The 14653-nt window shown below is 66.3% G+C and carries 11 protein-coding genes; 6 read left to right on the top strand and 5 right to left on the bottom strand.

The genetic code is table 11. The features are described 5' to 3' along the window. Window positions 1-84 precede the first annotated feature (84 nt). Window positions 85-2193, bottom strand: a complete 2109-nt coding sequence (locus ASG79_RS07540) for a DNA gyrase/topoisomerase IV subunit B (protein WP_056389822.1) — start codon at window positions 2191-2193, stop codon at window positions 85-87. A 256-nt stretch (window positions 2194-2449) separates the two neighbouring features. On the opposite strand from ASG79_RS07540, the gene ASG79_RS07535 reads away from it, so the two are divergent. Beyond that, window positions 2450-2671, top strand: a complete 222-nt coding sequence (locus tag ASG79_RS07535) for a hypothetical protein (RefSeq protein ID WP_018769678.1) — start codon at window positions 2450-2452, stop codon at window positions 2669-2671. A 182-nt stretch (window positions 2672-2853) separates the two neighbouring features. Here ASG79_RS07535 and ASG79_RS07530 read toward each other — a convergent pair whose 3' ends face one another. The 4 genes from ASG79_RS07530 to ASG79_RS07515 form a co-directional block, all read right to left on the bottom strand. Beyond that, the gene (locus ASG79_RS07530; protein ID WP_018769677.1) at window positions 2854-4170 is read right to left on the bottom strand and encodes an RNA polymerase sigma factor; all 1317 of its coding nucleotides are present in this window, start codon (window positions 4168-4170) and stop codon (window positions 2854-2856) included. 313 nt (window positions 4171-4483) lie between these two features. Next, complete coding sequence (locus tag ASG79_RS07525) at window positions 4484-5734, bottom strand: DUF4192 domain-containing protein (RefSeq protein WP_056389819.1); 1251 nt, start codon at window positions 5732-5734, stop codon at window positions 4484-4486. 107 nt (window positions 5735-5841) lie between these two features. Then, the gene (locus ASG79_RS07520; RefSeq protein ID WP_056389817.1) at window positions 5842-7188 is read right to left on the bottom strand and encodes an MFS transporter; all 1347 of its coding nucleotides are present in this window, start codon (window positions 7186-7188) and stop codon (window positions 5842-5844) included. 51 nt (window positions 7189-7239) lie between these two features. Beyond that, window positions 7240-8178, bottom strand: a complete 939-nt coding sequence (locus ASG79_RS07515; RefSeq protein ID WP_018769674.1) for a proteasome assembly chaperone family protein — start codon at window positions 8176-8178, stop codon at window positions 7240-7242. Between the two features lie 256 nt (window positions 8179-8434). Between ASG79_RS07515 and ASG79_RS07510 the strand changes: the two genes are divergently transcribed. The 5 genes from ASG79_RS07510 (at window position 8435) to ASG79_RS07490 (ending at window position 14572) form a co-directional block, all read left to right on the top strand. Next, the gene (locus ASG79_RS07510) at window positions 8435-9958 is read left to right on the top strand and encodes a leucyl aminopeptidase (RefSeq protein ID WP_056389814.1); all 1524 of its coding nucleotides are present in this window, start codon (window positions 8435-8437) and stop codon (window positions 9956-9958) included. Between the two features lie 268 nt (window positions 9959-10226). Continuing rightward, a complete protein-coding gene (lpdA, locus tag ASG79_RS07505) occupies window positions 10227-11609 on the top strand; it encodes a dihydrolipoyl dehydrogenase (protein ID WP_018769672.1) in 1383 nt (460 codons plus the stop codon). A 114-nt stretch (window positions 11610-11723) separates the two neighbouring features. After that, a complete protein-coding gene (sucB, locus tag ASG79_RS07500; RefSeq protein ID WP_056389811.1) occupies window positions 11724-13490 on the top strand; it encodes a 2-oxoglutarate dehydrogenase, E2 component, dihydrolipoamide succinyltransferase in 1767 nt (588 codons plus the stop codon). Between the two features lie 159 nt (window positions 13491-13649). Next, a complete protein-coding gene (locus ASG79_RS07495) occupies window positions 13650-14003 on the top strand; it encodes a hypothetical protein (RefSeq protein ID WP_056389810.1) in 354 nt (117 codons plus the stop codon). Between the two features lie 140 nt (window positions 14004-14143). Next, window positions 14144-14572 carry an OsmC family protein gene (locus ASG79_RS07490; protein ID WP_018769669.1) on the top strand — a complete coding sequence of 143 codons (429 nt, stop codon included), beginning with the start codon at window positions 14144-14146 and terminating at the stop codon, window positions 14570-14572. Window positions 14573-14653: the final 81 nt, after the last annotated feature.

Below are 14653 nucleotides of genomic sequence, written 5' to 3'. Positions count from 1 at the left end.
CGTCGCGCTTCAACCCGGCGGGTGGGCTTGTCAAAGCCCCGGGATCGCCGAACCCATCCCAGCGCCCGGCGACCCTGCGCCCGGTCAGGCGTCGATGCGCTCCCGGTCCAGGCTGGACGCGCCGGCGATGATGAAGTCCTTGCGCGGGGAGACGTCGGAGCCCATGAGCAGGTCGAAGATCTCCTCTGCCTGCTGCGCGTTTTCGATCCCCACCTTGCGCAGGGTGCGGTGCCGCGGGTCCATAGTGGTCTCCGCCAGCTGCTCGGCGTCCATCTCCCCAAGGCCCTTGTACCGCTGGATCGGCTCCTTGTACCGCTTGCCCTCCTTGGCCAGGCGGGCCAGCAGGACGTGCAGTTCGGCCTCGGAGTAGGTATAGATCATCTCGTTGGCCTTCTGGCCGGCGTTGATGACCTCCACCCGGTGCAGCGGCGGAACCGCGGCAAACACCCTTCCCTCCACGATCATGGGCCGCATGTAGCGGAAGAACAGGGTCAGCAGCAGGGTCCGGATGTGGGCGCCGTCAACGTCGGCGTCAGTCATGAGGATCACCTTGCCGTACCGGGCCGCATTGATGTCGAAGCTGCGGCCGGACCCCGCGCCCACCACCTGGATGAGCGCTGCACATTCGGCATTGGAGAGCATGTCCCCCACCGATGCCTTCTGCACGTTGAGGATCTTGCCGCGGATGGGCAGCAGGGCCTGGAAGTCGGAGGACCGGGCCAGCTTGGCGGTGCCCAGCGCGGAGTCGCCTTCCACGATGAACAGTTCGGAACGTTCGACGTCGTCCGTCCGGCAGTCAGCGAGCTTGGTGGGCATCGAGGACGTTTCCAGCGCGTTCTTGCGCCGTTGGGTCTCCTTGTGCACGCGGGCCGAGATGCGGGACTTCATCTCGTTGACGATTTTTTCCAGCAGCAGGGCCGACTGGGCCTTGTCGTTCCGGTTGCTGGAGGACAGTTTGGCGGAGATCTCCCGCTCCACCACCCGGGCCACGATGGCGCGCACGGCGCTGGTGCCCAGGATCTCCTTGGTTTGGCCCTCGAACTGTGGTTCGGCGAGCCGTACGGTCAGGACCGCGGTCAAGCCGGCGAAGATGTCGTCCTTTTCGATCTTGTCGTTGCCGGCCTTGAGTTTGCGGGCATTGGTTTCCACGGCTTTCCGGAAAGTCTTGACCAGCGCCTGCTCAAACCCTGACTGGTGCGTGCCACCCTTGGGGGTGGCGATGATGTTGACGAAGCTTCGCACGGTGCTGTCATAGCCGATGCCCCAGCGCAGTGCCACGTCCACTTCGCAGTCACGTTCGACCTCGGCCAGCTGGCTGTGCCCCCGTTCGTCAAGGACCGGGACGGTCTCCTTGAACTTCCCTGATCCATGCAGCCGCCACACGTCGGTCACGGCCGGGTCCGCGGCCAGGAACTCGGCGAATTCGGAGATGCCGCCGTCGTGGTGGAAGACCTCCTCGTGCGGGCCGGCTTCCCCCGGGGTTCCGGGGAGCTTGCGCTCATCCCGCACGGTGAGCTTGAGGCCGGGCACCAGGAAGGAGGTCTGGCGTGCGCGGGCAGCAAGGTCCTCGTAGGAGAACTTGGCATCCGGGGTAAAGATCTGCCGGTCCGCCCAGTAGCGGATCCGGGTCCCGGTGACTCCGCGCTTGGCCTTGCCCACAATGTCCAGTACCGAGTCATCGACGAACGGAGTGAACGGCGCTGCGGGGTCCGGGCGGGACCCGGTGTCCTTGAAGCGTCCGGGCTCGCCGCGCCGGAAGGACATCCGGTAGGTCTTGCCGCCGCGGTCCACCTCGACGTCCAGGCGCGACGAGAGGGCGTTGACCACTGACGCTCCAACGCCGTGCAGGCCGCCGGAGGCGGTATAGGAGCCGCCGCCGAACTTGCCGCCGGCGTGCAGCTTGGTGAACACCACTTCGACGCCGGTGAGCCCCGTCTTGGGTTCCTTGTCGATGGGGATGCCGCGGCCGTCGTCGTGGATCTCCACGGAGTTGTCCGCGTGGAGGATGATGCGGATGTCGTGGCCGAACCCGGCAAGCGCCTCATCCACGGAGTTGTCGATGATCTCCCAGAGGCAGTGCATGAGGCCGCGCGAGTCCGTTGAGCCGATGTACATGCCCGGACGCTTGCGGACGGCTTCGAGGCCCTCCAGTACGGAAAGGTGCCGGGCGGTGTACTCAGAGCTTGGTGCCACTGGTGATGAACTCCTTCAGGGACGTTGAAGCGGCGCTGGGACCGCACCTTCTAGGGTAGTCGGCGGCAGCGGCGACAGCCGTCTGCCACACCCGCAGCGCCTTGTGCGCCGCGCCACCAGCCTCCGTGATCCGCGGAACTGGGCAATTCTTGACCTAACCTTGCGGATACGCGGACAGCGAACTTGCCCCATCCTTGCGATGGATCGGATACGAATACTGGTTATATAGATGTACTGATCTACTAAGGAGGCCGACATGACAACAGCAGTGGCAGACCGCACACTAAACGCACTCGACCGGTGCGACCGTTGCGGAGCTCAGGCATATGTCCGGGTTGTACTCGAGTCCTCCGGCGGTGAGCTGTTGTTCTGCGGCCACCACGCCCGTGCAGTGGAGGCGACGCTCAAGCCGTTGAGCTCCGGCTGGCACGACGAGACGGGAAAGCTTCACGAGAAAGCTGCCGTGGAAATCGACTAGATGAGGCATCGGTAACAACGAACCCTGCGGGGCCTTTCCACCACGGAAAGGCCCCGCAGGCGTTTAACAAGCCCCGCAGGCCTTTAGCCGCACGGAGGGAGCTCATAAACAAACAGGGGCCGTTCCGGAATCCACCGTGCAGTGGGTTCCCGAACGGCCCCTGTTTTGTCGTGCGGAAGAGGTTAGTCCAGGTAGTCCCGCAGCACCTGCGACCGGGAGGGGTGCCGGAGCTTGGACATGGTCTTCGACTCGATCTGGCGGATCCGCTCGCGGGTGACGCCGTAGACCTTTCCGATTTCGTCTAAAGTCTTCGGCTGTCCGTCAGTCAGGCCAAAGCGCATGGCAACCACGCCGGCCTCGCGTTCGGAAAGGGTGTCCAGGACGGAGTGCAGCTGTTCCTGCAGGAGGGTGAAGCTCACGGCGTCAGCCGGAACAACGGCTTCCGAGTCCTCGATCAGGTCGCCGAATTCGGAATCGCCGTCCTCACCCAGGGGGGTGTGCAGCGAAATCGGCTCGCGGCCGTACTTCTGGACCTCGACCACCTTTTCCGGCGTCATGTCCAGTTCCAGTGCCAGTTCTTCGGGCGTGGGTTCGCGGCCCAGGTCCTGCAGCATCTGGCGCTGTACACGTGCCAGCTTGTTGATGACCTCGACCATGTGCACCGGGATACGGATGGTGCGGGCCTGGTCGGCCATGGCGCGGGTGATGGCCTGGCGGATCCACCAGGTGGCGTAGGTGGAGAACTTGAAGCCCTTGGTGTAGTCGAACTTCTCCACGGCGCGGATCAGGCCAAGGTTGCCTTCCTGGATCAGGTCCAGGAACAGCATGCCGCGGCCGGTGTAGCGCTTGGCCAGCGAGACCACCAGGCGGAGGTTGGCTTCCAGCAGGTGGTTCTTGGCGCGCTTGCCGTCGTGGATGATGAATTCGAGTTCACGCTTGTATTTCGGATCCATGGAGCCGTCGTCCGCGGCGATCTTTTCCTCGGCGAACAGCCCGGCCTCGATCCGCAGCGCAAGGTCGACTTCCTGCTCCGCATTGAGCAGCGCCACCTTACCGATCTGCTTCAGGTAGTCCTTGACGGGGTCGGCCGTGGCGCCGGCAGACATAACCTGCTGCACGGGCGCGTCGTCGTCGTCTGCATCGGAGTAGACGAAGCCCTTGCCGCTGCCGGCGGCACCCTTGACGGGGTCGGCGTCGACGTCCTCTGCTGCGTCCGGACCTTCGAGGACGATGTCGTCGAGGTCTTCCTCGACGTCTTCGACCTCGTCCGGGTCAACGTCACCGGCGGCGGACTTTCCCGCAGCCTCGGCTGCGGCCTTGGCGCCGGGCTTGGGCCCACGCTTCTTGGGCTCGCGCTTGCTGTCGCCTGCAGCCTCGCCGGCCGAAGCCTTGTTGGCTGCCCGCGTAGCTGCCCGCTTGGCATTGGTCGCGGCCTGCTTCTCCTCAGGGGACAAGACATCCTGGGCGGCGGAATCCTTCTTCGTGGAAGACGGGGTCACAGAAAACCTTTCTAGCGGTGGTCTGTGGAATCACCATACGGGCAACACCACTATGACCCTGTCAAGTCCGTGGTGGAAACCAAGCACCACCACGGCCGGCAGAGTCACTTAAGACAACTCCCGGAGTGGCTGTAATGTTCCCTTGCGGGGACGCTTACAAGCACTCGATACACGGACCCAACCGGGTCTCGGCATCCATTGTCTCACGATTTGCCCGGATCCAACCTCCCCTGCCGCCATCCGTTACGGCTGCCCCGGCGGGCCCGGCCCGGCCGGGGCATGTCCGGCCGGCTTCACGACGCCCGGGTCCGGCTCACAGCGTCTCCTTCTCCCCAGCAGGATCCTTCGGGAACTTTTGCCAGGCCGCCTCCTTCCGGGCGGCCCAGCCACAAAGCGTCCCCCTGCCCACGATATCCAGCAGGAGCTCGGCAAGCCGGTACTCCGGTTCAAGCTCAAGCGCCCGGCCCAAGTGGGCAGCCGCGTAGGAGCCGCGTCCCCGGGACCAGGCCACCCATCCTCGGAGCGTGAGCGCTGCTGCGGCCGGGTGTCCGCCCAACACTGCCAGGTGCCCCAGAATCCGGTCCAGCGCGTCCAGTCCGGCCCAGTCCGGCGCGGCCGGCGCCAGGCCCATGAGGACCTCGCCGTAGCCGGCAGGAACAGCGCCGGAAGCGGCACCGGCCGCCCGGCGCTGCTGCCGGCCGGCGAATCCCGGCGGAGGCAGCAACGGCAGCGCCACTGCGGAAACGTCGCCCCCGTCCTCGGAAAGGACGCCGAACTGTTCTGCGCCTGCCTCCGCGGCGGCCCGTCCCGCCGCAGCCATCACAAGCAGGGCGTCGCGCCAGGTGGGAACGAGCAGCGTGGCGCGCAGGAAGGCGTCCCGTTCAACGTCCGGAATCCACTGCCCGTCATGGCTCCGCTCCAGCAGCAACTCCCAGAAGTCAAGCACCGCGTTGAACTGTGCCCTGCTGCGGGACTGCCCGCCGAGCTCGTGCTCCCAGCCGGCCTGTGCCTCAAGGACGGCCGCCAGGTGCATGGCGGGGACCGGGGCTTCCGGCTGGCTCCCCGCTCGTGGCGCGGGTCCAATGCTGCTGCCCCGGTACACCATCTCCGTATTCAGCATGCTGTCCCTGATCTCCTGCACGGGACGTCCCGGAAGCGGGCAGCAGGAGGCGTCGCTGCACAGGGCGTCCCGCCAGTACTCATCGCCCACCAACCAGGCATCGCGGACAGGCATCCCGGCCTGGTCCAGCGCACGTCGCACCGTGTCGACCAGGAGGTCGTAGGCGGATGGCGGTCCCATTCCGGCGTCGCTGGTGAAGACAGCCAGCAAAGAGCCGTCAGCGTCCTGGTCTGATTCAAGGTAGCGCCGGACGGCACGGGCAAACGCGGCGGGGTCGGCCTGGTTCGCCGGGCCCGGAAGGTCAAGCCGGAGTGTGGCTCCGAGCGTGGTGCCGTGCAGCGTCATGGCCACCAGGCTGGCAGCTGGCCAGTACCCGAGCGAATGCGGAATGAAGCCAAGGATGTCTTCCGGGCCGCGCACTACTAATCGTTCTGAACCTGTCATGGCTCCAGCATTCGCCGCCGGCGGGGGCGCGGGCAGTGGCCAGTCCGGCTATGTGGGTAACCGGTGCCGTGGAGGAAGAGTGCGGGGAACCCGCGAACGGGAGTGGCTCAGTCGTCCGTGGGCGTCGGCTGGCTGCGGCGGGCCAGGCTTTCACGGCGCTGCCGGGCGATGGCGCTGCGCAGTGGCGGAACCACGATGCCCTGGGCGGCCATTTGCCGGCGGACCTTCCGGCGGGAGGCCAGGATGGCTGCGGCACCAATCCCCAGGAGCAGGAACTGGACGCTCAAAGCCAGCCGGAAGGGTGCCAGGCCGTAGAGCACCCCCTGTGAAAACCCGGTGGCGTTCAGGACGTCGAGCACAAGGCCAATCAGGAAGATGGAGACCAGGGCAGCGATGAAGCCACCAACGTTGACAATGCCGGTGGCAGTGCCGATCCGGTGCGCGGGGTTGAAGGTCCGCGCGAAGTCGAAGCCGATCATGGAACCGGGGCCGCCGATTGCGAGCACCACCACCAGGCCTGCCAGCAGCCACAGCGGAGCGCGCCCGGGCAGCAGCAGCACCGCGGCCCATGCCGTGGCGGTGGCGCCGGCGATCAGCAGCACCATGGTGGAACGGCGCAGTGGATGGCGCGAAACGAAGCGCCCGATGAACGGGCCCACTGCCATGGCTGCGGCAACGTACAGGGCCATCAGCGCTGCGACGGTGGCCGCGTCCAGGCCCTGGCCCGAGATCAGGAACGGGTAGCCCCACGTCATGGCAAAGACGGTGCCACTGAACTGGATGGTGAAGTGGCTCCACATTCCCAGCCGGGTTCCGGGCTGGCTCCAGGCACGGGCCAGTGAGGCGCCGGTGGCCTTGAGTCCCTGCCGGGCGTGCGGCCGTTCGGTCCCCGGTGGGACATCCTGCAGGAGCAGGAGTACCAGCACGACGGCGAGTGCGGACATTCCTGCCAGCATCAGGAAAGCGGGGGTCCAGCCGGACAGGTGCAGGACCAGCGCGAAGGGCAGGACACTGAACAGCTGACCCAACTGGCCGGACATGCCGGTCAACTGCGTGACCAGGGGGACGCGGGCGGGGGCGAACCACAGCGGGATGAGCCTGATCACCGAGATAAAGGTCATGGCGTCGCCGGCGCCCACCAGGACACGGCCAAGGACTCCCCCGGGGATGCTCTCGGCGAAGGCCAGCTGCACCTGTCCGAGTCCCATCAGGACAGCGCCGCCTGCGATCATGGCACGCGAGCCGAACCTGTCCACCAGCAGGCCCACCGGGATCTGGAGCCCGGCGTACACCAGCAGCTGCAGGACGGTGAAGAAGGAGATGGCGGACGCCGTGGCGTGGAACCGCTCCGTGGCCTCGAGCCCCACCACGCCGAAGGAGGTCCGCTGCGCCACGGCCACCAGGTACCCGAAAATTCCAATGGTCCAGATAAGCCAGGCGCGGGGAGCAGTCACCAGTTCATTATGCCCGGCGCGCGCCCGCAGCCCGGAAGCCGTGACGTCCCGCTACTGCCCCGGGTTCTCCCTGGCCAGGTAGGCCTCCACGGCGGCACCCAGGTCGTCGGCGTCGGGAAGCTCGTCGTTCTCGTTGGCCAGGAGCGACCGGCGGACGATGCCGTCGGCCTTCTCGTCGTAGCGTGTCTCGAGGCGGGAGACCACCTGCTGGACCTCCTCGGACGCCTCGATTTGCTGGGCAATCTGCCGGCTGACCTCGCGCCCGGACTCACGGAGCCGGTCGGTGGGCAGCATCAGGGACGTTGCGGCGCCAAGGTATTCCAGGCCGGCGACGGCGGCGGTGGGGTACTCGGCCTCGGCGAGGTAGTGCGGGACGTGGATGACGTAGCCGGCAACATTGCGGCCCGCCTCCACGAGGCGCAGCTCCAGGATGTGGCCAACAGCAGCGGGAACTTCAACGGTGGGCTTCCACACGGAGATGCCCTCGATCAGCTCAGGCCGGTTCCCGTGTACCGTCACGCCTACGGGCCGGGTGTGCGGCACGGGCATGGGGATGGAGTGGATCCATGTGACCAGGTTGACGTCCAGCTTTTCCACGATGTTCACCACGGCGCGGGCAAACCGTTCCCATTGCAGGTCAGGTTCGAAGCCGGCCAGGAGGAGGAATGGCTTCCCCAGCCCGTCCACCAGTCGGTAGAGTGCCAGCCGGGGCTCCTGGTAGTCCTGGATGTGGTCTTCCACGAAACTCAGGTGCGGCCGGCGGGACCTGTAGTCAATCAACTGGTCCGCATCGAAGACCGCCACGGGCTGGGCGTCGAGGGTGTCCAGCAGTTCGGCGTTGATCTGCTTCACCACATGGCCGGCGTCGGCGAACCCGGTGAAACCCATGACCAGGTTCAGCCCCTGCAGCTCCGGGCTGTGGAACAGCTCGATGTTGCTGGCATAGAGCGCGTCGGGGTCCAGCAGGGAGCCGGAAATCCGTTCAAGCACGGCGTGTTCCTTTCAGGGGTACGGGTGGACATCATTCATAACGCCGCAGGGGCACCCGGCATTCCGGGCCGCGGTGTGGCGCACATCTCAGGAAATTCTGTCGCTCCGCAGGGGAACGGCTACGATCGGAACTGGCCTGCCAGGCGGGCTTGCAACCACCCGGGCACCGTCCAGAACGGCCGGATCCGGGCCACCATGGCAGAGCGCCCAACATGCATCCCTGCCCGATCGTTTCGAGAATTGAGGACTCATCCCTGTGGTCAAGAATACTGAAGTCAACCTTAGTACCGTCTCGCGGGACCTTAAGAGGAACCCCAGCGATGCCGTGGTGATCGGGGTGGGGAAGGGAAGCGACGGGCCCGTCCTGCTGGACAACCCGCTGACGGCGAAGTCCGCGGAGGCCCTGGCTGACTCCCTCAAGGCACTCGGAGTTACCGGCGCGGCGGACCAGCTGGTCCGCCTCCCGGGACTGCCCGAAACCGGCGCCGGCATCCTGGTCCTCGCCGGAGTGGGAAAGGTGCCGGAAGGCACACCGCTCACCGGTGAGGCACTCCGCCGGGCAGCGGGATCCGCGGTCCGGCAGCTGGCCGGCCTCGCCACCGTAACCCTGGCGTTCCCGACGGCGACGGTGCAGGATGTTTCGGCCGTCGCCGAGGGTGCTGCGCTGGGCGCCTACGCCTTCACCGAGTTCCGGTCTTCCACGGACGGGCTCAAGGATCCCGTCCGCAATGCCGTCATCTTCACGGAACTGGCAGGCAGCACGGACCTGGGCGCCGCACTGAAGCGGGCAGGACTGGTGGCCAAAGCCGTCAACGCGACCCGCTCACTGGTCAACACGCCGCCGAGCCACCTTTACCCGGAGTCCTTCGCCGAGGCCGCCAAGGACCTTGCCAAGGGCCTCCCCGTCAAGGTCACCGTCTGGGACGAGAAGCGGCTTGAGAAGGAAGGCTTCGGCGGCATCATGGGCGTGGGCAAGGGCTCCACCCGCCAGCCGCGGCTGGTTAAGGTGGAGTACTCCCCCGCCAAGGCCACCGCCAAGGTTGCGCTGGTCGGCAAGGGGATCACGTTCGACACCGGCGGCATCTCCCTCAAGCCGGCCCTGAACATGGGCGACATGAAGAGCGACATGGCGGGCGCCGCCGTCGTACTTAATACTGTTTTGGCCCTTGCCGGCCTGGGCCTGCCCGTGAAGGCGACCGCCTGGCTGTGCATCGCGGAGAACATGCCGGGCGGCGGCGCGTCGCGCCCGGCCGATGTGCTGACCATGTTCGGCGGCAAGACGGTTGAAGTCCTTAACACCGACGCCGAAGGCCGCCTGGTCATGGCGGACGGCATCGTTGCAGCCAGCCGCGAATACCCGGACGCCATCATCGACGTGGCCACGCTGACCGGCGCGCAGCTCATCGCCCTCGGCAACCGCACTGCCGGTGTCATGGGCTCGGAAAGCGTCACGGGCGCCCTCAAGGCGGCGGCCGACCGTGCCGGCGAACTGGTCTGGCCCATGCCCCTGCCGGAGGAGCTGCGCCCCAGCCTGGATTCCCAGGTGGCGGACCTGGCCAACATTGGCGAACGCCACGGCGGCATGATGACCGCTGCTGTGTTCCTTCGCGAATTCGTGGGTAAGGACAAAGCGGGCGAACAGATCCCCTGGGCGCACATCGATATTGCGGGGCCGTCCTTTAATAACGGCAGCCCCTACGGCTACACCCACAAGCAGGGCACCGGATGCACTGTCCGTACCCTGGTTGCCTACGTGGAGGACATCCTGGCCGCGGCCTGAGCAAACTGCCTGGGTCACGGGCTCCAGGCCCCGTGCCGCGCGGCCCTGCGGTGCAGTGATTGCTGTGCCACAGGGCCGCGTGACACTGGACACAAGCGCTCCACAAACGCAGCGCCAAGGTGGAGCATGGATAGGTGGTTCGCTAAGGTGAACCACGGTAGTCACAAATGCAAGAGAGTTGCCCTGCTGACATAATCACGGCAGTGCAAGTTCCAAGACCAGATGATGCGCGCAGAACGCGTCATCGTTCACGCGAGGGAGCGTTTTAGTGGCCGATCAGGCAACTGCGCAAGAATTCGACATCCTGGTACTCGGTGGCGGCAGCGGCGGATACGCTGCGGCGCTGCGTGCGGTACAGCTCGGCCTCACCGTCGGCCTCGTGGAGAAGGGCAAGCTGGGCGGCACCTGCCTCCACAACGGCTGCATTCCCACCAAGGCCCTGCTGCACTCCGCAGAGCTGGCCGACCACGCCCGTGACTCCGCCAAGTACGGCGTGAACGTCACCCTGGACGGCATCGACATCAACGCCGTCAACGCGTACAAGGACGGCATCATCGCCGGCAAGTTCAAGGGACTGCAGGGACTCATCAAGTCCAAGGGCATCACCGTCATCGAGGGTGAAGGCAAGCTGCAGGGCACCGACACCGTCGTGGTTAACGGCACCGCGTACAAGGGCAAGAACATCGTCCTGGCCACCGGTTCCTACTCGCGCACCCTTCCCGGCCTGGAAATCGGCGGCAAGGTCATCACCTCCGACCAGGCCTTGACCATGGACTTCATCCCCAAGAGCGCCATCATCCTGGGCGGCGGCGTCATCGGCGTCGAGTTCGCCTCGGTCTGGAAGTCGTTCGGCGTGGACGTCACCATCGTCGAAGGCCTGCCCTCCCTCGTTCCCAACGAGGACGCAACGATCGTCAAGAACTTCGAGCGCGCCTTCAAGAAGCGCGGCATCAAGTTCTCCACCGGCGTCTTCTTCCAGGGCGTTGAGCAGAATGACGACGGCGTCAAGGTCACCCTGGTGGACGGCAAGACCTTCGAAGCCGACCTGCTGCTGGTCGCCGTCGGCCGCGGCCCCGTCACCGCCAACCTGGGCTACGAGGAGGCCGGCGTCACCATCGACCGCGGCTTCGTCATCACCAACGAGCGCCTGCACACCGGCGTGGGCAACATCTACGCCGTAGGCGATATCGTCCCCGGCGTGCAGCTGGCCCACCGCGGCTACCAGCAGGGCATTTTCGTGGCCGAGGAAATTGCCGGCCTGAAGCCCGTGGTGGTCGAGGACATCAACATCCCCAAGGTCACCTACTCCGACCCCGAAATCGCCACCGTTGGTTACACCGAAAAGGCTGCCAAGGAAAAGTTCGGCGAAGACCAGGTGCAGACCCAGGAATACAACCTGGCCGGCAACGGCAAGAGCTCCATCCTGGGTACCTCCGGCCTGGTCAAGCTGGTCCGCCAGAAGGACGGCCCCGTGGTGGGCGTCCACATGATCGGCGCACGCATGGGCGAGCAGGTTGGCGAGGCCCAGCTGATCGTGAACTGGGAAGCCTACCCGGAGGACGTGGCCCAGCTGGTGCACGCCCACCCCACCCAGAACGAAGCCCTCGGCGAAGCGCACCTGGCACTGGCCGGCAAGCCGCTGCACGGCTAGTTTTCCGCAGCATTACCAGGCCCGGTGCACCCGGTCGTCCAGACCGGGTGCACTAGGCTTCCAACAAGGCAGCAATCATTCGCACTAAAGATCAATAAGGAGAACGGGGACGACATGTCTGAATCCGTTAACTTGCCCGCCCTCGGTGAGAGTGTCACCGAAGGAACCGTCACCCGCTGGCTCAAGCAGGTAGGTGACCGGGTAGAGGTGGACGAGCCGCTGCTCGAAGTCTCCACCGACAAAGTAGACACTGAAATCCCCTCTCCTGTAGCTGGCGTGATTGAAGAAATCCTGGTCGCTGAAGACGAGACCGCCGAGGTAGGCGCACCCCTGGTACGCATTGGTGACGGCTCCGGCGGCGGTTCCGCCCCAGCCGGGGAAGCTCCCGCTGCGGCACCGGCCCAGGAAGCTCCCGCTCCTGCGGAGGCACCTTCCACCGAGGCACCCGCTCCTGAAGCCCCGGCCCAGGAAACTTCCGCCCAGGAAACTTCCGCACCGGAGGCACCGGCCGCAGGCGGCGGCGAAAGCCATGAAGTAACCCTCCCCGCACTGGGCGAAAGCGTCACCGAAGGCACTGTCACCCGCTGGCTCAAGGCCGTTGGCGACCAGGTGGAGGTCGACGAGCCCCTGCTGGAAGTCTCCACGGACAAGGTCGACACCGAGATCCCGTCCCCGGTTGCCGGCACGCTGCAGGAAATCCGGGTCAATGAGGACGAGACCGCTGAAGTCGGTTCCGTGCTGGCCGTCATCGGCTCCGGCGCTGCCGCTGCTCCGGCTCCCCAGGCTGCACCGGCCCCCGCCGAGGCTCCCCGGCAGGAAGCCCCCCAGCAGGAAGCTCCGGCTGCCGCCCCGGCCCCCGCTGCTCCGGCACCCGCCCAGGAAGCGCCCAAGGCAGCCCCCGCTCCCGCTGCAGCCCCTGCAGCCCAGGAGGCCGCACCGGCCAACGGGTCCGAATCCGGCTACGTCACTCCCCTGGTCCGCAAGCTGGCCAACCAGCACGGGGTGGACATCACTTCACTGTCCGGCACCGGCGTCGGCGGCCGCATCCGCAAGCAGGATGTCATCGCCGCCGCTGAAGCCAAGGCGGCTCCCGCTGCCGCACCGGCCGCAACCCCTGCCGCATCCGCACCGGCCGCATCGGCTGGAGCTGCCTCCTCGCTGCGCGGCACCGCCCAGAAGGCTCCCCGCATCCGCCAGGTCATTGCCCGGCGCATGCGCGAGTCCCTGGAGATCTCCACCCAGCTCACCCAGGTCCACGAGGTGGACATGACCAAGGTCGCCAAGCTGCGCGCCAGGGCCAAGAACTCTTTCCAGGCCCAGAACGGCACCAAGCTGACGTTCCTGCCCTTCATCGCCAAGGCCGTGGCCGAGGCCCTCAAGCAGCACCCCAAGCTCAACGCTGCCTACGACGAGGACAAGCAGGAAATCACCTACCACAACGCCGAACACCTGGCGATCGCCGTCGACACTGACAAGGGCCTGCTGGTTCCGGTCATCGCAGACGCCGGCAACCTGAACCTTGCCGGCCTCGCCGGCAAGATCGCCGACGTTGCCTCCCGCACCCGCGACGGCAAGATCGGCCCGGACGAACTGTCCGGCGGCACGTTCAGCATCACGAACATCGGCTCGGTGGGCGCGCTGTTCGACACCCCGATCATCAACCAGCCGCAGGTGGGCATCCTGGGCACCGGCGCCATCGTCAAGCGGCCCGTCGTGGTTGCTGACGAAAACGGCGACGACTCGATCGCCATCCGCTCCATGATGTACCTGTCCCTGACGTACGACCACCGCCTGGTGGACGGTGCCGACGCCGGCCGGTTCCTCCAGACCCTGAAGGCACGCCTCGAAGAAGGCGCCTTCGAAGCGGACCTGGGGCTCTAGCCTCCGCAGCAATACGACAACGGCGGTGCCGGCATGGGTGGGAAACCTCCCGCAGCCGGCACCGCCGTCGCGGTTTAACCAACGCAGCCGCCTGCGCCCGGAGCCCCCGTGCGCGTGGCTTTGCTACGGGCCGTAGAACTGACTGGCTAAGCTGGAGCCATGAATATTCTCTTCAACATCCTGGTTTTCCTGCACGTGGTGGGAGCCGCCATGATCGTGGGCTACTGGATCGCCACGATGCGGACGCCCACCGTGCACCCCCGCCAGCGTGACGGCGCCTTCCTGCAACTGCTGACCGGCATCGCCATGATGGGCATCCTGCCGTTCCTGCCGGACAAGGATCCCAACTACGCCAAGCTGGGCATCAAGTTCGTCATCGCCGTCGTGGTCGCCGTCCTGGCTGTCATTGGGACACGCAAGGCCAAGAACGGCCTGCCCGTCTCCACCGGGCTCGCCCATGGCGTGGGCGGGCTGGCCCTGGTCAACATCGCCATCGCCACCATCTGGCAGTAACCGCTCCACCCCGGGGACCCCGGTCATAATCCTCTGAGAGCGGACAATCCGTGCACCGGAGGTGCCTGGTCCCTAGGATGGAAAACGGTGGGTCCGGCCGCGGGTGCCGGGCCCGGATCGAATCGACGCTGAGGAGAGACATGGCTACAACACGCAACGCCCACACGGTATGGACCGGAAGCCTTACCGAGGGCTCTGGCAACACCACCCTGGACAGCTCCGGCCTGGGCACCTTCGATGTCACCTGGAAGGCGCGCACGGAGGCTGCCGGCGGAAAGACCAGCCCCGAAGAGCTGATCGCTGCAGCCCACTCCGCCTGCTTCTCCATGGCCTTCAGCCACGAACTCAGCCAGGCGGGATTCACGCCGGAGGAGGTCAACACCAGGTCCGAGGTTGGCTTCCAGCCCGGCACCGGCATCACCGGCAGCCACCTGACCCTGGAGGCCCGCATCCCCGGCATCTCGCAGGAAGACTTCCAGCGCATTGCCGAAGCCGCCAAGAAGGGTTGCCCCGTGTCCCAGGCCCTGGCCGGCATCGAGATCACCCTGGACGCCACCCTGCAGTCCTAGGCCACGCCGGTCTTGAGCGCATGATCTGAGCGCCACCCTCTGCACAACGCAAAGGCCCTGCCTTCCGGGCAATCCCGGAAA

This window comes from Arthrobacter sp. Soil761 (assembly GCF_001428325.1).
GTDB lineage: Bacteria > Actinomycetota > Actinomycetes > Actinomycetales > Micrococcaceae > Arthrobacter.
This window is presented reverse-complemented; position numbering and strand designations above follow the sequence as displayed.